General features: G+C 64.8%; 21 protein-coding genes. 17 read left to right on the top strand and 4 right to left on the bottom strand.

Annotation, left to right across the window (positions count from 1 at the left end):
* Positions 1-8: 8 nt before the first annotated feature.
* Entirely contained in the window at positions 9-815 is an 807-nt protein-coding gene (locus QSV46_RS16350) for a response regulator (RefSeq protein WP_026201627.1), read from the top strand.
* 68 nt (positions 816-883) lie between these two features.
* On the opposite strand, the gene QSV46_RS16345 is transcribed toward QSV46_RS16350, so the two are convergent.
* The gene (locus QSV46_RS16345) at positions 884-1,351 is read right to left on the bottom strand and encodes an energy transducer TonB (RefSeq protein WP_314952943.1); all 468 of its coding nucleotides are present in this window, start codon (positions 1,349-1,351) and stop codon (positions 884-886) included.
* A gap of 183 nt (positions 1,352-1,534) precedes the next feature.
* Here QSV46_RS16345 and QSV46_RS16340 point away from each other — a divergent pair, with 183 nt between their 5' ends.
* The 11 genes from QSV46_RS16340 (at position 1,535) to QSV46_RS16290 (ending at position 11,711) form a co-directional block, all read left to right on the top strand.
* Positions 1,535-2,149: a nuclear transport factor 2 family protein gene (locus tag QSV46_RS16340; protein ID WP_314952942.1), complete on the top strand. Its 615-nt coding sequence runs from the start codon at positions 1,535-1,537 to the stop codon at positions 2,147-2,149.
* A gap of 251 nt (positions 2,150-2,400) precedes the next feature.
* On the top strand, positions 2,401-2,862 hold the full coding sequence (locus tag QSV46_RS16335) for a hypothetical protein (protein ID WP_314952941.1): 462 nt from the start codon (positions 2,401-2,403) through the stop codon (positions 2,860-2,862).
* A 124-nt stretch (positions 2,863-2,986) separates the two neighbouring features.
* Positions 2,987-4,864 (top strand): molecular chaperone HtpG, encoded by a 1,878-nt coding sequence (gene htpG, locus QSV46_RS16330; protein WP_314952940.1) that lies wholly within the window; start codon positions 2,987-2,989, stop codon positions 4,862-4,864.
* A gap of 129 nt (positions 4,865-4,993) precedes the next feature.
* Complete coding sequence (locus QSV46_RS16325) at positions 4,994-5,275, top strand: DUF3551 domain-containing protein (protein ID WP_314952939.1); 282 nt, start codon at positions 4,994-4,996, stop codon at positions 5,273-5,275.
* A 30-nt stretch (positions 5,276-5,305) separates the two neighbouring features.
* Positions 5,306-5,575 (top strand): DUF3551 domain-containing protein, encoded by a 270-nt coding sequence (locus QSV46_RS16320; protein ID WP_314952938.1) that lies wholly within the window; start codon positions 5,306-5,308, stop codon positions 5,573-5,575.
* Between the two features lie 160 nt (positions 5,576-5,735).
* Positions 5,736-7,550, top strand: coding sequence for a long-chain-acyl-CoA synthetase (locus QSV46_RS16315; RefSeq protein WP_314952937.1), 1,815 nt, complete (start codon positions 5,736-5,738; stop codon positions 7,548-7,550).
* Positions 7,551-7,694: 144 nt separating this feature from the next.
* A complete protein-coding gene (locus QSV46_RS16310) occupies positions 7,695-7,940 on the top strand; it encodes an acyl carrier protein (RefSeq protein WP_314952936.1) in 246 nt (81 codons plus the stop codon).
* Entirely contained in the window at positions 7,927-9,309 is a 1,383-nt protein-coding gene (locus tag QSV46_RS16305) for a fatty acid--CoA ligase family protein (protein WP_314952935.1), read from the top strand. Before QSV46_RS16310 ends, QSV46_RS16305 begins: the two co-directional genes overlap by 14 nt.
* Positions 9,302-10,024: an SDR family NAD(P)-dependent oxidoreductase gene (locus QSV46_RS16300; RefSeq protein WP_314952934.1), complete on the top strand. Its 723-nt coding sequence runs from the start codon at positions 9,302-9,304 to the stop codon at positions 10,022-10,024. The genes QSV46_RS16305 and QSV46_RS16300 overlap by 8 nt, the downstream gene beginning before the upstream one ends.
* 127 nt (positions 10,025-10,151) lie before the next feature.
* The gene (locus tag QSV46_RS16295; protein ID WP_314952933.1) at positions 10,152-10,361 is read left to right on the top strand and encodes a hypothetical protein; all 210 of its coding nucleotides are present in this window, start codon (positions 10,152-10,154) and stop codon (positions 10,359-10,361) included.
* A 207-nt stretch (positions 10,362-10,568) separates the two neighbouring features.
* Positions 10,569-11,711, top strand: coding sequence for a DUF3095 domain-containing protein (locus QSV46_RS16290; RefSeq protein ID WP_314952932.1), 1,143 nt, complete (start codon positions 10,569-10,571; stop codon positions 11,709-11,711).
* Positions 11,712-11,715: 4 nt separating this feature from the next.
* On the opposite strand, the gene QSV46_RS16285 is transcribed toward QSV46_RS16290, so the two are convergent.
* The 3 genes from QSV46_RS16285 to QSV46_RS16275 form a co-directional block, all read right to left on the bottom strand.
* The gene (locus QSV46_RS16285) at positions 11,716-12,150 is read right to left on the bottom strand and encodes a DUF2147 domain-containing protein (RefSeq protein ID WP_314952931.1); all 435 of its coding nucleotides are present in this window, start codon (positions 12,148-12,150) and stop codon (positions 11,716-11,718) included.
* Positions 12,151-12,244: 94 nt separating this feature from the next.
* Positions 12,245-13,627, bottom strand: a complete 1,383-nt coding sequence (locus tag QSV46_RS16280; RefSeq protein WP_314952930.1) for an MATE family efflux transporter — start codon at positions 13,625-13,627, stop codon at positions 12,245-12,247.
* Between the two features lie 81 nt (positions 13,628-13,708).
* Complete coding sequence (locus tag QSV46_RS16275) at positions 13,709-14,236, bottom strand: GNAT family N-acetyltransferase (RefSeq protein ID WP_314952929.1); 528 nt, start codon at positions 14,234-14,236, stop codon at positions 13,709-13,711.
* A gap of 234 nt (positions 14,237-14,470) precedes the next feature.
* Between QSV46_RS16275 and QSV46_RS16270 the strand changes: the two genes are divergently transcribed.
* The 5 genes from QSV46_RS16270 to QSV46_RS16250 all read left to right on the top strand — a co-directional run bounded on the left by QSV46_RS16270 (position 14,471) and on the right by QSV46_RS16250 (position 17,465).
* Positions 14,471-15,067: a superoxide dismutase gene (locus QSV46_RS16270; protein WP_014491764.1), complete on the top strand. Its 597-nt coding sequence runs from the start codon at positions 14,471-14,473 to the stop codon at positions 15,065-15,067.
* Positions 15,068-15,317: 250 nt separating this feature from the next.
* Positions 15,318-15,929 (top strand): permease, encoded by a 612-nt coding sequence (locus QSV46_RS16265; RefSeq protein ID WP_314952927.1) that lies wholly within the window; start codon positions 15,318-15,320, stop codon positions 15,927-15,929.
* Positions 15,926-16,426, top strand: coding sequence for a hypothetical protein (locus tag QSV46_RS16260; RefSeq protein ID WP_314952925.1), 501 nt, complete (start codon positions 15,926-15,928; stop codon positions 16,424-16,426). Before QSV46_RS16265 ends, QSV46_RS16260 begins: the two co-directional genes overlap by 4 nt.
* Before the next feature lie 44 nt (positions 16,427-16,470).
* Entirely contained in the window at positions 16,471-16,707 is a 237-nt protein-coding gene (locus QSV46_RS16255) for a hypothetical protein (protein WP_314952923.1), read from the top strand.
* A gap of 2 nt (positions 16,708-16,709) precedes the next feature.
* Positions 16,710-17,465, top strand: a complete 756-nt coding sequence (locus tag QSV46_RS16250; protein ID WP_314952921.1) for an ABC transporter ATP-binding protein — start codon at positions 16,710-16,712, stop codon at positions 17,463-17,465.
* Positions 17,466-17,467: the final 2 nt, after the last annotated feature.

Here is a 17,467-nt window from a genome sequence, read left to right as displayed (position 1 = left end):
GAGTGGGGATGTCCCGTTCACAGCTCGTTGCTGAACACCTGCCGTTGCTGCGCCGGTATGCGCGCGCCCTGACGGGCAGCCAGGCCTCCGGCGACGCCTATGTCGCAGCCATGTTGGAAGCCATGCTCGGAGATCCCTCTGTGCTCGATGAGAGCCACGGGCCGCGGGCGGGCTTGTTCCGGCTGTTCACGCAGATCTGGAATTCCGTGTCCGTCAACGACGATTCGGAGGTGACGACGTTGCCGATGCCGCCGGAGCGGCGGCTGTCGAACATCACGCCGCTGCCGCGGCAGGCGTTCCTGCTGCTTTCGCTCGAAGGCTTCTCGGAAGAGGAAGTCGGCTACATCCTCGGCACCGACGTTGCCGAGACGCGCCGGCTTGCCGACGCCGCGGGACGCGAGATGGCGGCCGAGATCGCCACCGACGTGCTGATCATCGAAGACGAGACCTTCATTGCCATGGACCTCGAGAGCCTGGTGAAGAATCTCGGCCACAACGTCGTCGGTGTCGCGCGCACCCATGCCGATGCGGTGGCGCTGGCCAAGAACAAGCGGCCGGGCCTGATCCTTGCCGACATCCAGCTCGCCGACGGTTCGTCGGGCCTGGATGCCGTCAACGAGCTGCTCCGCACCTTCGAGGTGCCGGTGGTGTTCATCACCGCCTATCCGGAGCGCTTCCTCACCGGCGAGCGCCCCGAGCCGGCGTTCCTGATCTCAAAACCGTTCCAGCCCGCGATGGTGTCGGCGGTGGCGAGCCAGGCGCTGTTCTTCCAGCGCAACTCGCGCAACCGCACGCCGAAGGCGCCGGCGGCGTAAGGAATACCTGCATCGAAAAACAGAACGGCGCGCTGCAAGGCGCGCCGTTTTTGTTTGCCCTATTCTTTTCAGCAGCCCCGGCAGATGCTGCGCATCTTGGCATCGACCTTGGCTTGCTCTGCGGCCGACTCTGTCTGCGACAGGCTGCCTGACCGCGGTAGCGTGGTTTTCGCCCTGAAGACGATAGGCGCCGTGAGGTGAAGACTGTCCTCCTGAATCTCGACGGGCGGCTCGGGAAAAGGCGCAGCCGCTTCCACCATAGCCAAGGCCGCGGCGTCCAGTTCGGTGGAGCCCGTGCTTTCGACCAGCGCGCTCGAAATTAAATTCCCGGTCCGATCGAGAACAAGCAGGACTTTCGCCGAACCGCCTTCGGCAGGCGACTTGCGCGGATAGATCCTCTTGCTGACCAACCGATTGGAAACTTGCCTCTTCCAGGCGTCGATAGAACTCTCTTGGGTGTCTGGATCCGTAGTCTGCGGATACGCGGGGAGGGCCGCCAGCAATCCGAGAAGCGCGGCGAGCAAGGGAAGTTTCATCTGCATCGATGCGGATACTAATCGCCGTCAGGTTGATTGCAAGTCTAAGTGCGCGCATCGCGTTTACTGTTGTGGGCAATTCGATGGGCAGCGAAGCGCGCTTGACGATGGTTGGATTGCCTCGTTGATATCTCGGGCCGATGACGTTCGTCATCGCGGCCTCAATCCGCCAGGAGATATCACATGGACCAGCGACTCCTCGACCGCCTCGCCATCCGCGATCTCGTCGAGAACTGGGCGGTGTGGCGCGACGCCGGGGACTGGGAGCGCTTTGCGACGGTCTGGCATGACGAGGGCTGGATGTCCGCGACCTGGTTTCAGGGACCGGCACGGGATTTCATGCGCGTCAGCCAGGAGGGCTTTGCCGGGGGCGTGCGGATTCTGCATTTCCTCGGCGGCACCAGCATCGACCTTTCCGGTGAGCGGGCGATCGCCCAGACCAAGATGACGATCTCGCAGCGTGCCCCGGTACACGACGTGCTCTGCGACGTCGTCTGCACCGGGCGCTTCTACGATTTTCTGGAGAAACGGCAGGACAAATGGGGCATCGTCCGCCGCCAGCCGATCTACGAGAAGGACCGGATCGATCCGGTCGATCCCGCCGCGACGCTTCAACTCGACCAAAAAGCGCTTGCCGCGCTCCCGGAAGGCTACCGCCACCTCGCCTACATGCAGGAGCTGATCGGCTACAAGGTCAAGCGCGACATGCCGGGCCTGACCGGGCCTGAGGTCGAGAAGCTCTACGGCGAGGGGCGGGACTGGCTGGCGGGGCAGGCCAATCATTCGGCGCAAAAGTGAACCGCAGACAAAAGTAAGGCGCGACTGGCATCACCACAGTCGCGCCCTACGTCACCGGCTTATGGGGCAGGGGGGAATAGCCGGCTGTTGAGACGACTCGCGGGGCACGGAGTCGTTCCAGGCGGTTGCGAATTTTTTTGTGCGACCCGCAGTGACTATCGGACACGGTTAAGTGATCCTAACTACCGAGAACTCCCGGTCCGCTCCTCGCGTTGTTCCAGCGATCGCCATGGGGCGAGGGGTCGACAGCCATGTCACAGATTCAAAAGGTATTTTTGGGCGTCGTCGCGATTGCCGCGACCATTGGGGCCGTCCAGGTCGGTGCCGTGCAACTGGCCTCCGGCCAGGATCTGGCCGACCGCTGGCAGGCGGTCGCCAACATGCCAAGCCAAAATGCAGGTCACCAAAATGCAGGTCACCAAAATCTGAGCCACAACGTCAATCGCTCCGCCAAGGCTGACCGGTCCGCCGACATCAAGCAGGCCCCGGTTCCCACTCGCACCGTATCGATGCGGCTGAACGATCTGACCGACACCTCGGTTCTGCTGCGCGTCCCCGCGGTGATCGAGACCGGGAACGCCAAGCCGCCGGTGCTGCTCCAGAAGCAGGATCAGAAGCAGGGCCGCAAAAAGCCCACGCTCGCCTGTGAGCCGACGGTCAGCTCCCTGACCGAGGTCGCAAAACTGCTCCAGCCCGGCCGCTGCGTGACCTGATCCGCCCTGTTCACCATGGACAGAACGTCCTCCCGCCGGAGGGGTTCTTCCGTGTGCACTTGATCCCCTATCCCGTCGCGTTATATCCCGGGTTTCTTCCCCTTTTGATTGACCGGGTAAACGCATGACGACGTCAGATACGGCCGCGCATACGCAGCCATTCCAGGCCGAGGTTTCCGAGCTCCTGCACCTCATGGTGCACTCCGTCTATTCCGAGACCGACATCTTCCTGCGCGAGCTGGTCTCCAACGCCTCGGATGCGTGCGACAAGTTGCGCTATGAGGCGATTGCCAATCCCGCCCTGCTCGGCGAGGGCGACGCGCTCAAGATCCGGATCATCCCGAACAAGACGGCCGGGACCCTGACGATCGCCGACAACGGTATCGGCATGGAGCGGCAGGAGCTGATCGACCATCTCGGCACCATCGCCCGCTCCGGCACCAAGGCGTTCGTGTCGAAGCTGAAGGAGGCCAAGGACGGGCTCGGCCTGATCGGTCAGTTCGGCGTCGGGTTCTATTCCGCCTTCATGGTCGCCGAGAAGATCGTCGTGGTCAGCCGCCGCGCCGGTGAGAGCGACGTCTGGACCTGGACGTCGTCCGGCGGCTCCGGCTTCGAGATCGCACGCGCGAGCGACGAGGAAGCGGCCCGCGTGGCACGCGGCACCGAGATCGTCCTGCACCTGAAGGACGACGCCAGGAAATATCTCGAAACCTACGAGATCGAGCGCATCGTCAGCGCCTATTCCGACAACATCTTGTTCCCGATCGAGCTCGTTCCGGAAGAGGGCGAGCCGCGCCAGATCAATTCGGCGAGCGCGCTGTGGCAGCGCTCGAAATCCGAGCTGACGGCGGAGGATTACAAGAAGGCCTATCAGCAGATCGCCTCCGCCTTCGACGATCCCGCGATGACGCTGCATTACCGTGCCGAGGGCCGCTACTCCTACGCCGTGCTGCTGTTCGCGCCGTCGACCAAGCCGTTCGACCTGTTCGAGCCCTCGCGCAAGGGCCGCGTGAAACTCTACGTCCGCCGCGTCTTCATCACCGACGATGCAGACCTGTTGCCCGGTTATCTGCGCTTCATCCGCGGCGTGGTCGACAGCGAGGATCTTCCGCTCAACATCTCGCGCGAGATGCTGCAGAACAATCCGCAACTCGCGCAGATCCGCAAGGCCGTGGCGACCCGCGTCGTGTCCGAGCTCGAAAGCCTCGCCGAAAAGGATCCCGAGAACTTTGCAAAGATCTGGGATGCTTTCGGCGCGGCGCTGAAAGAGGGCATCTACGAGGATTTCGAGCGACGCGAGAAGCTGCTGGCGCTGTCGCGCTTCACCACCACATCGGGTGAGAAGCGCTCGCTGAAAGATGTCATCGCCGATTTCAAGCCGAACCAGACCGAGATCTATTACCTCGTCGGCGACAGCATCGAGCGGCTGAAGTCCAATCCGCGGCTAGAAGCTGCGACCGCGCGCGGCATCGAGGTGCTGCTGCTGTCCGACCCGGTCGATGCCTTCTGGACCTCGATGCCGACGGAGTTCGACGGCAAGCCGCTGAAATCGCTGAGCCAGGGCGATCTCAATCTCGACCTGATCCCGCGCGTCGACGAGGCGGACGAGGCGAAGAAGGACGAGCCGGTCGCCGATGAAGCAGCCACCATCGCCGTGATCAAGGCCGCGCTCGGCGAGCGCGTCAGCGACGTCAAGGCCTCGACCCGCCTGACCAGCTCCGCCTCCTGCCTCGTCGCCGACAGCCAGGGCCCGAGCCGCGAGCTCGAGCGCATCCTGTCGCAGCAGAACCGCGGCATGCGCACCAAGCCGGTGCTCGAGATCAATCTGCGCCACCCGATGGTGGGTGCGATCACCAAGGCGCAGGCCGGCTCCAAGGCCCTCGACGATCTCAGCCTGCTCCTGCTCGAACAGGCGCAGATCCTGGACGGCGAGTTGCCGGAAGATCCGGCCGCGTTTGCGGCCAGGTTGAACCGGCTGGTGCTGCAGGGGCTGGGCGGGTAGCGCGCCGAGCGCACCGCACTCACCTTGCCGTCATCTGCGCCCAGGAACGGTCGCCTCTGCCGTGGTGTTATGCCATACGAGGCGGCCGGCATTCTGGGCCGCCGACATGACCGATTCGAGGATTTTTCGATGCGTTTGCCGATCCTGACCCTCACCGCAATTGCCACGCTGTTCGTCGCGGCAGATGCCAGTGCCCAGACCTATGATCCGCGTTACCCGGTGTGCATGCACGTCTACATGCCGGGCGGCTTCGGCGGGGGCGGCGGCGATTATTACGATTGCTCCTTCACCTCAATCCCGCAATGCCGCGCCACGGCTTCGGGCCGCTCCGCAAGCTGCGACGTCAATCCCTATTACGCCTTCGACGAGCCGCCGCCGCCGCCGCGCCGGCGCTACAAGAAGGTCCACTAGCTCCGCGGTGCGGCTTCGAGGAACATTTTTATGCGCTTTTCATTTGGCCTGATCGTGACCGTCGGTGCATTGCTCGCAGCCGCGCCGTCGCATGCGCAGACCTTCGATCCCCGCTATCCCGTCTGCATGCACGTCTATTCCGGCGCGAATGGCGGCGGCGGGGAGTGGTACGACTGCTCCTTCACCTCGGTGCCGCAGTGCCGTGCCACCGCTTCGGGCCGCGCCGCGGTCTGCGATCTCAATCCGTATTATCCGGTCAACGCACCGCCGCAGCGTTTGCGTCACAAGCGAAGTGGCTAGCGACGGACGATCGCCCTCCGGGCGCAGCGGGATCGCGCCGAGCCTGGCGATGCCGGCGACTAGGGTTAATCGCGCCCTAACTTGGTTTTACCTTGTCTCTTAACACCTGGGCAGGGCGCTCGGGCTAAGCTGCCGGAACCAGCAGGCACAGCCCGAGAGAATGAACGGCATGACCACCGGCGTCATCGAGCAACCGCAAGCCGCGCGCGCACCGTCGGCATCGAAAATCTGGCTGAAGGCGATCGAGCTCACCGCAAGGATCGAGACGCTGCCGGGGCGGCTGTTCGCCGACGTGGTCGACGACTGGGCGCTGCGCCAGCCCGCGCGCGCCGCGCTGGTCACGGATGATGCAAGCCTCGACTACCAAAGCCTCTCCAGGCGCATCAACCGTTACGCCCGCTGGGCGCGCTCCGCCGGTGTGGCCAAGGGCGACACCGTCGCGCTGATCATGCCGAACGGCATCGACTATGTCGCGGCCTGGCTCGGCATCAGCCGCGTCGGTGGCGTGGTTGCACTGATCAACACCAAGCTGGTGGGACAGTCGCTCGCGCATTGCCTCGATGTAGCCAAGCCGTCGCACGTCATTGTCGCGCACGAGCTCATGAAGGCGCTGGACGGCGCGTCGCCGCACCTCAAGACGGAAGCAAAAGTCTGGACTCATGGCGATGCCCGCCGCGAACGCGCCATCGAAGTCGCGCTCGCAGTGCTCGACGATGCTCCTCTCTCGCCGGGCGAGCATGGCGACGTCACCATCAACGACCGTGCCCTGTTGATCTACACATCCGGCACCACCGGCTTGCCGAAAGCGGCCAGCATCAGCCACCGCCGGATCCTCAATTGGGGGTTCTGGTTCGCCGGCCTCACCGGCGCCACGCCGCAGGACCGGCTCTACGATTGCCTGCCGCTGTTCCATTCGGTGGGCGGCATCGTCGCGCCGTGCAGCATGCTCGCGGCCGGCGGCTCGGTCTTGATCGCCGAAAAATTCTCGGCGTCGAATTTCTGGCCGGACATCGTGCGGCATGACTGCACGCTGTTCCAGTACATCGGCGAGCTCTGCCGTTACCTGCTCAAGGCGCCGCCGTCGGAATACGAGAACCGGCACCGTCTGCGGCTGGTCTGCGGCAACGGTTTGCGCGGCGACATCTGGGAGGACTTCCAGGCACGCTTCGCCATTCCCCGCATCCTCGAATTCTACGCCGCGACCGAAGGCAATTTCTCGCTGTTCAACGTCGAGGGCCAGCCGGGCGCGATCGGCCGCATCCCGCCGCTGCTCGCGCATCGCTTTCCGGCGAGCCTCGTCAGGCTCGATCCCGATGGCGGCGCGCCGCTGCGCAATGACGAAGGCTTTTGCCTTGCCTGCGCCCGCGGTGAGGCCGGCGAAGCCGTCGGCCGCATCGGCTCGGCGGACGAGGGCGGCGGCCGCTTCGAAGGCTATACGGACGCCGGCGAGACCGAGAAGAAGATCCTGCGCGATGTCTTTGCCAAGGGCGATGCCTGGTTCCGGACCGGCGACCTGATGCGGCTCGACGACAAGGGCTTCTTCCATTTCGTCGATCGCATCGGCGACACCTTCCGCTGGAAGGGTGAGAACGTCGCGACCTCGGAGGTCAACGACGCCGTGCGCGATTTCATCGGCGTGATCGATGCCACCACCTACGGCGTCAGCATCCCCGGCACCGACGGCCGCGCCGGCATGAGCGCGATCGTCGTGAACGATGGCTTTGACATGGAAGCGCTGCCCGCACATCTCGCTCGGCGCCTGCCGGCCTATGCCCGCCCGGTCTTCATCCGCATCTCGCGCGAGCTCGATGCGACCGAGACTTTCAAGCAGAAGAAGGGAGAGCTCGCGCGCGAGGGATTTGATCCGGGCGCGGTCGCCGACCCGCTGTTCATGCTCGATCCGGCGTCCGGCGGCTATGTTGCGCTCACTTCCGAGGCTTATGCGCAGATCCTCGATGGTACGATCAGGCTATAACCGCACCAAAAATCCGGAGATGGGTCCAATTTTATCTGAATTGTCCAAGAGGCCATTTACTTCTGTCCGGTAAACAACGGGCCATGGGAGGCGGTCATCAAGAGCCGCCGCACCACTGAGATCGATAACAAGAGCGAGCCAGCCATGTCGATACGGTCTAAGGTCATTGAAGCGATCCAGCAGATCGCCAAGGAGCAGCACGTTGCGCTTCCCGCACTCTCTGACGATCTGTCTCTGCACGAGACGGGCTTCGACTCGCTCGCCTTCGCGATTCTTGTCGCGCGTCTCGAGGACGAGACCGGGGTCGATCCCTTCACCATTTCCGAGGACGCAGCATTCCCTGCCACCGTGGGCGATTTCGTGCGGGCCTACGAAAATGTCCCCGCGTGAGATCTTTGCGCTCCGCGACCATCTCGGCGCGGAGCTGACCGGCCGCACGCTGTCGGACGCGCACCATGTCGTGTCGCTGACGGACATCCTCTCGCAGACGGTCCTCGGCGGCCGCCTGCGCGAATTGTCCGGTCGCGCCGTCCTGGTGAAGCTGTCCGACCAGCTCCGGTCGGGCCTTGCCATGATCGAGCTCGACGGCATCGCCCGTCGCATGCTGCTGTGTCCGCCCGATCTCAACCCTGCCTATCTCGAAGCTCTGATCGCCGACTCCGGCATCGATGCGGTCGTCACCGACGAGTCCGATTCCTGGGGCAAGACGGGCGTATCGCTCGTCATCACCGCGCAACTGCCACTTCAAGCGACAGCGCCCGCCAGGACCGAGCGCGCGACCGAATGGCTGATGCTCACCTCGGGCACGTCGGGCGTACCGAAAATCGTCGGCCATACGCTGGAGGCACTCACCGGCGCCATCGTCGCGGAAGGCCCCGCGCGCGGACCTGCGCCGGTGTGGGCGACGTTCTACGACATTCGCCGCTATGGCGGCTTGCAGATCTTCCTCCGCGCGGTCCTCTCCGGCGGCTCCATGGTGCTGTCTGATCCGCATGAAGCACTCGGCGACCACGTCGCGCGGCTGAACGCGCGTGGCGTATCGCACATCTCCGGTACACCCTCGCACTGGCGCAAGCTTTTGATGAGCGGCGCGGCCGCGCAATTCGCGCCGGCTTACGTCCGCCTCTCCGGCGAGATCGCTGACCAGGCGGTGCTCGACGGGTTGAAGGCCGCATTCCCCAATTCCTCCGTCGGCCACGCATATGCCTCGACCGAGGCGGGCGTCGGCTTCGCCGTCAATGACGGGCTCGAAGGTTTTCCGGCGAATTATCTCGGCAATCGCAATGGCGTCGAGATGAAGGTCGTCGACGGCTCGCTGCGCATTCGCTCGAGCCGCACCGCGCATGCTTATATCGGCCGCAATGCGGCCGCGCTGACCGACGACGATGGCTTCGTTGACACCGGCGATATCGTCGAATTGCGCGGCGATCGCTATTATTTCGTCGGCCGCCGCGGCGGCATCATCAATATCGGCGGCCTGAAAGTTCACCCTGAAGAGATCGAGGCGGTGATCAATCGCCACCGCGATGTGCGGATGTCGCGGGCCAAATCGCGCAAGAGCCCGATCACCGGCGGCATTGTCGTCGCCGACGTGATCCTCGCCGACGGCACCGATCCGGCGCGTGCGAAGGAGATCCGCGAGCAGATCCAGGATCAGTGCCGTGCGCAGCTCGCGTCTCACAAGGTGCCGGCGGTGATCCGCTTCGTCGAGGCGCTCGACGTCACCCCGGCCGGAAAACTGGCGCGCACCGATGCATAATGTTCTCGTCACCGGCGGCAGTCGCGGTATTGGGCTGGCGATCGGCAAGCGGCTCGCCGACGCCGGCTACAACGTAATCGCAGCGGCGCGGCGCGAGAGCCACGAGCTCAAGACTGCCATTGTCGAGTCAGAAGGGCGCTTGCATTTCCGCGCCTGCGACCTCGCCGTGATCGACGCGATTCCCGCATTCGCGAAACTCGTCCGCGACGAATTCGGCCCGACCTACGGCCTCGTCAACAACGCCGGCCTCGGTACCGAAGGCCTGCTCGCGACCATGCACAATTCGGAGATCGAGGCGCTGGTGCAGCTCAACGTGCTGTCGCCGATCATCCTCACCAAATATGTGGCTCGCCAGATGATGGCGGATGGCGCCGGCCGTATCGTCAACATCTCCTCGATCATAGCGACCACCGGCTACAACGGCCTCTCCGTCTACGGCGCGACCAAGGCCGCGGCCACCGGCTTCACCCGGTCGCTCGCGCGCGAGGTCGGCAAGCTCGGCATCACCGTGAACGCGATCGCGCCGGGCTTCATCGACACCGAGCTCACGCACAATCTCTCCGACGAGGCACGCAAGCGCATCGCCGGCCGCAGCGCGCTACGCCGCCTGCCCGAGACGGACGATGTCGCGCGGATGGTGGAATATCTGCTCGGCGAGGGCGGCCGCAACGTGACCGGCACCGTGTTCACGATCGACGCGGGCAACACGGCTTAGAACGGAACTCCACCGCCACAATTGAGTTGATCCGGCGCAATGACATCAAGCCGGATTTGGTCGTAAGATGCCCCGCAATCGATTGGGTTACGTCAATCGATCTGCCCCAATTGAAAGGGAGCAGTCCATGACCACGTCAAGCGCGACCGCTTCAAATCAGGGCCGGACCGAGCAGCCTCGCGCGAAGCTTGACGATGTGCATTGTCCGCCGATGACGCATCAGAATTCCGGCGGTCACGGCCATGAAATGTATCCGCAGCAATTCGTACGCCTGATCGGCTGCCATGACGCATCGCTCGATGCCTTGCGCAAGCGTCAGGACGAGAAGCTGCACTAGCAGACATAGCCTATTCCAAGCGATCGCGAGTCTGGGCCGCCGCCACCAGCTGTCACAGTTGATTGTCTGCTGCCGGTGTGAACCAGCATCTTGTTGTCGGGCCCATTTCAGCCAATGATGCGCTGCCTTATTGGGCAAGCCGGCCGGCGAACCCAAATTGGTCCCGCCGCGTATCTCGTCTCATCTGAAACCCGACCGGCTCCCGCAATGATCGCCGAATCCTTCTACGGCAGCATTCCTGTCTTTCGCGGCTTTACCAGCCTGATGGACCCTGCGCTCTATTCGCCATTGCCGGACGACTGGAGCGTCGGCGTTGCCGATATCGTCGATTCCACCAAGGCGATCGCGGCGCAGCGCTACAAGGCGGTCAACATGGCCGGTGCCGCCGTGATCGCGGCGGTGACCAATGCGCTCGAGGGGCGCGAATTCCCCTTTGTGTTCGGCGGCGACGGCGCGAGCTTTGCGGTTGCGCCTTCCGATTTCGAGTCCGCCCGCGACGCGCTGGCTGCGACTGCAACCTGGGTGCGGGAAGATCTCGACCTGACGATGCGCGTCGCGCTGGTGCCGGTGGGCGCGATCCGCGCACAAGGTCTCGACGTGCGCGTCGCGCGCTTCGGTCCGTCGGCCAATTTGTCCTACGCGATGTTTTCCGGCGGCGGGCTCGCCTGGGCCGACGCCGCCATGAAGCGCGGCGAGTTTGCGGTGGCCGAGGCGCCCGCCGGCACGCAGCCGGATCTCTCCGGCCTGTCCTGCCGCTTCGAAGTGATGCCGGCCGCGCGCGGCCTGATCCTGTCGGTGCTGGCAATGCCGGCGCGCGGCGCCGATCCGCAGGCTTTCCGAAAAGTCATCGAGGACGTCATTCACCTCGTCGAGCGTAGCCCCGATGGGGGCCGTCCGGTGCCGCCGCAGGGACCGCCCCTGAAATGGCCGCCGCAGGGGCTGGAATTCGAAGCCCGCACCAGGCGTGGCGGTCCGTTGCTTGCGCGTCGCGCCAGCGTGCTCGCCTACACGCTGTTCGTCTATCTGATCATGCGTTTCGACCTCAAGGTCGGCGGCTTCGTGCCCAACGTCTACAAGCGCCAGGTGGTCGAGAACTCCGACTTTCGCAAATATGACGACGGCCTGCGCATGATTCTCGACTGCACCCCGCAGCTCGAACGGGCGCTGAGCGATCGTCTCGCGGCTGCGGCCCGCGATGGCATCGTGCGATACGGGCTCTACCCGCAGGATGCCGCAATGATGACCTGCTTCACGCCCTCGGCGCTGCGCAGCGACCACGTCCATTTCATCGACGGCGCACGAGGCGGCTATGCCTCGGCGGCGACGGCGCTGAAGGCGATGATGGCGTGAGGGACTAGCGTCCGGCGCGGGCCCAGGTCTCGCCGCCGCAGAGCGCGCCGACGCAGCCCTCGACCCGGAGAGAGTCAGCACCAGTCACCGTGACGCTGCTCGCATAGGTGCCGCCGTCGTCGGCATTGTAGATCTGGCCCGACCATTTGTTGGGCCCTGACGGCTGCATGCCGCTGAACAGCGGCAGGCCGATCATGGGACGCCTGGCGAGCGCGGGATTGGGATTCTTGCTGTCGGTGGCGGGTTGCCCGGTCGCGGTATCGTGAGGCTCGCGCAGCCAGACGATGTGGCCGCAGATGCCGTCGCCGCATTTGCTGATCCTGACGCGGGCATCGCCAGCCTGGGTGAGCCAGGTCCCGTCGGCGCTCTGCGCGCGGGCGGAAGTCGCGCCGAACAGCGCAGCCAAAATGACGATGAGAGCGGCTAGTCTGGATGTCATGGAGAGAGCCCCGGAATGGAGGCGTCTCCATAGCAGCAAATCGGGCGGGTGCAACGCCCGATGGAATCACATTCCCGCGCTTATTTGCCTGCGCTCATTTGCCCCAGCGCGCAAAGGCGACGGAGGCCGCGGTCGACAGCCCGAACACGGCCATGGCGCCGCCGACCAGCGCGAACAGCGTCCAGGCCGGCGCCTGCGCCATCATCAGGCCGACGCCGCCGATCGCGACGATCAGAAGCCGCGCCGTTGAGGCCAGCACCGGCCCGCCGACGCGCGCCGCGCCTTGCGAGGAGAAGTACAGCGACACGCCGATGCCGAAGAACGCGAAGACCGGACCTGCCCAGTGGAAATAGCTGTATGCGGCGGCGGTAACGCCCGGATCTTTCGTGAAGAGCGATACCCACAAGGCTGGATCGAGCGCGACGACGAGGCCGATCAGGCCGACGGTAATCCCGGAGGCCGCAGCCGCGGTCCAGGCCACGCGCCGCGCGCGCTTCAAGTGTCCGGCGCCCATCGCCAGGCCGACCATCGGCACCGAGGCGATGCCGAAGGCGAAGGTGATCGGGATCAGCAGAAATTCCAGGCGCGAGCCGATGCCGTAGCCGGCCAGCACCTCGGTGCCGAAGGTCGCGAGGATCTTGGTGAAGATCAAGATGGTGAGCACGGTCTGGAGCGGCGACAGGCAGGCGACCGCGCCGACCTTGAGGATGTCCAGGAACATCGCGCGCTCGAAATGAAATGCGCGAAAATCCAGCGGCAGCCGGCTGCGGCCGGACCAGAGATACCAGAGAAAGAAGATCGCGGCGCAGGTGAACGCGATCAGCTGGCCGGCGGCGACACCCGGCATGCCGAATTGCGTCACGCCGAACAGGCCGAGCCCCAGCGTGCCGCCGAGCACGATCTGGAGCACGCTCGAACCGATCAGAACCATCGAGGGCAGGCGCATGTCGCCGGTGCCGCGGATCACCGACGCCAGCGTGTTGACGAGCCAGATCGCGACCGCGCCGGAGAACAGCATCTGCGAATAGGCGGATGCCTCCTCCAGCACGCGCTCGCGGCCGCCGAGCAGCATGAAGAACGAGTGGCCGAAGACGAGCATCACCACCGTGAAGAAAAGTCCGCCGCAGAGGCCGATGATGGCCGCGTGCAGGGCCAGCGTCGCGGCGCGGTCACGATTCCCGCCGCCGAGCGCGCGGCTGATCGCGGACGACACGCCGCCGCCCATCGCGCCCGCGCTCATCATCTGGGTCAGCATCGCGAACGGAAACACCAGTGCGATCGCAGCGAGCGGGACGGTGCCGAGCCGGCCGATATAGGAGGTCTCGGCAATCGCAACCAGCGTGCTGCCGACCATCGCGATCATGTTGGGAATCGCGAGCCGCAGCAGCGTCGGCAGGATCGGCGCGGTCAGCAGGCTGGCAATGGAGGAGGCCGGTGCGTGCGGCGGGACGGCGTCTACGGGGGCGTCGATCGTCATGTCTCACCGAGCGGAATATTGAATGATGAATGACATATTATAGGGCGTGGCACCTCTGCGCGCCCTCTGCTCACGCAGGGCTCACCACGGCAGGCCGCATAGGTCGATGGTGCCCAGCGTCGGCGCGCGGACGATGTTGAAGACGTAGGGTGCCATAGAGTCGAAGCGGATCCGCCCCTCCGGCTGCTCGCAATAGACCTCACCGTTGAATGGCAGCCAGCTCCGGGTCTGGTAGAAGGCGAAATTATGCGGCTCGCAGAACAGCAGCGCGAAGCGGACGGCTTCGTTGGCGCGCATGGTGTGAACCGCCGCGTCGATCGCCATGGTGGCATAGCCTCGGCCGCGCTGGTCCTCGCGCGTGCAGACCCCGCCGATACCGCCGATATGCGCCTTCTGTCCGTTCCAGATGACGGTGCGGAAGTAGATGCCGACATGGCAGACGAGGCCGTCCTCGGGCGTCTCGATCAGCACGCGCAGGTCGGCGTTGGCCCATTTGACGTGAGCCCAGGGCTTGTCCGCAACCTGTTGCGGCCCCCAGACCGCCTGATGCAGCGGCTTCGCAATCGGCCACGAGGCGTCGCCGTTCAGGATATCGATCTCGATGCTCATTGTTCTCTCTCTTCCGCATCTCCGCGTCGTGGTGCGCGTTCTGCCATAAGCGCCTCAACGGCAATGATATTTCGCGGTGATTGAAACGCCCTGCACACTTGCGACGATTTTATGCAATCGGGCCATACCGCCGCATCATCCGTTTTCGCAAATTGGCGGTATTTAACGGCTGCGGAACCTTCTATAAGAGGTGACCGTTAAGCCTCGTTCCCCATCAGTTGCGGACAACAACCCATGACCTTCACTCTGCCCCCCCTCCCTTACGCCTATGACGCCCTCGGCCAGTTCATGTCAAAGGAGACGCTGGAATTCCACCACGACAAGCATCATCAGGCCTACGTCACCAACGGCAACAATGCGCTCAAGGGCACCGAATGGGAAGGCAAGTCCCTTGAAGAGATCGTCAAGGGCTCGTTCGGCAAGAACCCCGCGGTGTTCAACAATGCCGGCCAGCACTACAACCACATCCACTTCTGGAGCTGGATGAAACCCAATGGCGGCGGCACCAAGCTGCCGGGCAAGCTCGAGAAGAAGATCAACGAAGACCTCGGCGGCTTCGAGAAGTTCAAGACCGACTTCCAGGCGGCCGGCGTCGGCCAGTTCGGCTCCGGCTGGTGCTGGCTCCAGGTCAAGAACGGCAAGCTCGAGATCTCCAAGACCCCGAACGGCGAGAATCCGCTGGTGCACGGCGCCACCCCGATCCTCGGCTGCGACGTCTGGGAGCACTCCTACTACATCGACTATCGCAACCGCCGTCCCGACTATCTCAAGGCGTTCGTCGAGAACCTCGTGAACTGGGAATACGTCGAGTCCCTGTTCGACAAGGCCTGAGATTTTACGCCGTCATTCCGGGATGGTGCGTTAGCACCAGACCCGGAATCTCGAGATTCCGGGTTCGGCTTCGCCGCCCCGGAATGACAGAATAGAGAAGGCGGTCGCGTTCGCGGTCGCCTTTTTGCTGGGCGGAAATCAGTGAACCAGCCCTGCACCATGCGCGCATGGGCCTGTGATCGTTCCGTTTGCATCACCTGAGCGGCACCCTTAATCAGAACGGGCATCACCCTCGAGCCGAACGCGCCCGTTGTCAGAACCTTCCCCGAAACACCCGGCGCCTGCCGAGGACGCGGAATCCGAGCCGCGGCCGGGGCGTGTGCGCAAGCCGATCGGCTGGTCCACGATCATCATCGCGGTCCTGGTGGCGGTGAGCGCAGGTCTGGTCTGGCGGCGTGACGGCACCGACGGCGTTCTCGACATCCTGACCCACGATCTCTCGCTGTTCGGCGGCATCCTGCCGCGCGTGCTGGCCGGCTGCCTGCTCGGGGCCTTCATCTCCGAGATCCTGCCGCACGAAAAAGTCTCGCGCTCGCTCGGGCCGAAATCCGGCCTAAAGGGGCTTCTGATCGGCACGGCTTTCGGCGCGATCCTGCCCGGCGGTCCCTTCACCGCTTATCCGGTGGCGAGCGCGCTGCTTGCGGTCGGCGCCGATTTCGGTGCCACCATCGCCATGGTCGTGAGCTGGACCCTGATCGGTTACGGCCGCGCGGTCGCCTGGGAAATCCCGATCATGGGCACCGACTTCACGCTGTGGCGGATCCTCATCTCGCTGCCGCTGCCGGTGCTCGCCGGCGCGCTCGGCCGGTTCGTCTATGTCCGGATTTATCCGCAGCCTGCCGCGAAGGACGACGAGAGTTGAGCGCGGCGCTTCTCATCGACATCCTGCTGTGGGGCTCGGTCTTCGGCGTCGGGTTGATCGCCTTTCGCCGCGGCCCTCCCGTGTTCAAGGCCTCGCTGCGCGAAGGTTCGATGGACTTCGTCAACATCGTGCCGCGGATTGCGCTGGGCGTGATCGGCTCCGGCTACATCGCCGCCATCATCCCGCAGGAGGTGATCACCGGCTGGCTCGGCCCGGACAGCGGCTGGCTGGGGGTTGCCACCGCCGTGGTCGCCGGCGCAGCCACGCCCGGCGGTCCGGTGATCGGCTTTTCCATCGGCACGGTGGCGCTGAAGTCCGGCGGAGGCGTGCCGCAGGTGGTCGCCTATGTCGTCGCCTGGGCCCTGTTCGCCTTTCAGCGGGTGATCTTGTGGGAAATCCCGTTCATGCCCGCCCGTTTCGTCTGGTTCCGCTGCCTGGTGTCGGTGCCGTTCCCGTTCGTGGCCGCCGCCATCGCGATGGTGATCGGCAAGCCCTGAGCCCGGCGTGGACAGACGTAATGTTATAATATAACGTCCTTGGCATGGTTCCCGCCGCGTCCCACGCCCATCATCACGACCATGCCCATTCCCATGGCCATTCCCACGACCATTCGCACGGGCACGACCATACCCACGCCCATGTCCACGATGCGGCCTCGCCGCATCCGGCCCAGGACGCGCCCTGGTCGATCCTGCGCATGACCCTGGCGGCACGCCTGTCGGCCGCATTGGCGGTCTGCGCCGTGCTTTGGGGCGTGGTCTTCCTGGCGATGAGGTGATCATGGCGGCGCTGCACTTTCACAACGTCACGCTCGGCTATGACCGGCATCCGGCCGTGCACCATCTCAAGGGCGAGGTCGCGCCGGGCTCGCTGGTCGCCGTGATCGGCCCGAACGGCGCCGGCAAGTCGACGCTGCTGCGCGGCATCGTCGGCATCCTCAAGCCGCTCGACGGCAGCATCCACCTCGGCGGGCTCGATTCCCGCGATATCGCCTATCTGCCGCAGAGCGCGGAGATCGACCGCAGCTTCCCGATTTCGGTGTTCGACTTCGTCGGCACCGGGCTGTGGCGCGAAGCCGGCCTGTTCGGCGGCATCGGCAAGGCCGCCCGCGACAAGATCCTGCGCGCGATCGCCTCCGTTGGTCTCAACGGCTTCGAGAACCGACCCATCGGCACGCTCTCCGGCGGCCAGATGCAGCGCGTGCTGTTCGCGCGCGTGCTGCTTCAGGACGCAAGGCTCATCGTGCTCGACGAGCCCTTCAACGCCATCGACAGCAAGACCACGACTGACCTGCTCGCGCTGGTGAAGCACTGGCACGGCGAGGGCCGCACCGTGCTCGCCGCTTTGCACGACATGGAGATGGTGCGCAACCATTTCACCGAGACGCTGGTGCTGGCGCGCGGCCCCGTGGCCTGGGGACCGACGGCGGATGTGCTGACGCCGGAAAATCTGCTGGTCGCGATGCGGATGTGCGAGGCCTTCGACGACAGCGCCGCGGCCTGCGCCGCCGATGATGCCCGCTCCCGGGCCGCGTGATA

Origin of the sequence: Bradyrhizobium cosmicum, assembly GCF_032290525.1 — a bacterium.
GTDB classification, from domain to species: domain Bacteria; phylum Pseudomonadota; class Alphaproteobacteria; order Rhizobiales; family Xanthobacteraceae; genus Bradyrhizobium; species Bradyrhizobium cosmicum_A.
Note: the sequence above shows the minus strand (reverse complement) of the source record. Positions and strands in the feature narration are given on the sequence as shown.

Coding starts and splice junctions, on each gene's coding strand:
- htpG (WP_314952940.1), top strand. CDS start 2,987: ATGACGACGTCAGATACGGCCGCGCATACGCAGCCATTCCAGGCCGAG.
- QSV46_RS16325 (WP_314952939.1), top strand. CDS start 4,994: ATGCGTTTGCCGATCCTGACCCTCACCGCAATTGCCACGCTGTTCGTC.
- QSV46_RS16335 (WP_314952941.1), top strand. CDS start 2,401: ATGTCACAGATTCAAAAGGTATTTTTGGGCGTCGTCGCGATTGCCGCG.
- QSV46_RS16280 (WP_314952930.1), bottom strand. CDS start 13,627: ATGACGATCGACGCCCCCGTAGACGCCGTCCCGCCGCACGCACCGGCC.
- QSV46_RS16275 (WP_314952929.1), bottom strand. CDS start 14,236: ATGAGCATCGAGATCGATATCCTGAACGGCGACGCCTCGTGGCCGATT.
- QSV46_RS16350 (WP_026201627.1), top strand. CDS start 9: ATGTCCCGTTCACAGCTCGTTGCTGAACACCTGCCGTTGCTGCGCCGG.
- QSV46_RS16285 (WP_314952931.1), bottom strand. CDS start 12,150: ATGACATCCAGACTAGCCGCTCTCATCGTCATTTTGGCTGCGCTGTTC.
- QSV46_RS16345 (WP_314952943.1), bottom strand. CDS start 1,351: ATGAAACTTCCCTTGCTCGCCGCGCTTCTCGGATTGCTGGCGGCCCTC.
- QSV46_RS16310 (WP_314952936.1), top strand. CDS start 7,695: ATGTCGATACGGTCTAAGGTCATTGAAGCGATCCAGCAGATCGCCAAG.
- QSV46_RS16290 (WP_314952932.1), top strand. CDS start 10,569: ATGATCGCCGAATCCTTCTACGGCAGCATTCCTGTCTTTCGCGGCTTT.
- QSV46_RS16250 (WP_314952921.1), top strand. CDS start 16,710: ATGGCGGCGCTGCACTTTCACAACGTCACGCTCGGCTATGACCGGCAT.
- QSV46_RS16305 (WP_314952935.1), top strand. CDS start 7,927: ATGTCCCCGCGTGAGATCTTTGCGCTCCGCGACCATCTCGGCGCGGAG.
- QSV46_RS16270 (WP_014491764.1), top strand. CDS start 14,471: ATGACCTTCACTCTGCCCCCCCTCCCTTACGCCTATGACGCCCTCGGC.
- QSV46_RS16255 (WP_314952923.1), top strand. CDS start 16,471: ATGGTTCCCGCCGCGTCCCACGCCCATCATCACGACCATGCCCATTCC.
- QSV46_RS16295 (WP_314952933.1), top strand. CDS start 10,152: ATGACCACGTCAAGCGCGACCGCTTCAAATCAGGGCCGGACCGAGCAG.
- QSV46_RS16300 (WP_314952934.1), top strand. CDS start 9,302: ATGCATAATGTTCTCGTCACCGGCGGCAGTCGCGGTATTGGGCTGGCG.
- QSV46_RS16315 (WP_314952937.1), top strand. CDS start 5,736: ATGAACGGCATGACCACCGGCGTCATCGAGCAACCGCAAGCCGCGCGC.
- QSV46_RS16340 (WP_314952942.1), top strand. CDS start 1,535: ATGGACCAGCGACTCCTCGACCGCCTCGCCATCCGCGATCTCGTCGAG.
- QSV46_RS16320 (WP_314952938.1), top strand. CDS start 5,306: ATGCGCTTTTCATTTGGCCTGATCGTGACCGTCGGTGCATTGCTCGCA.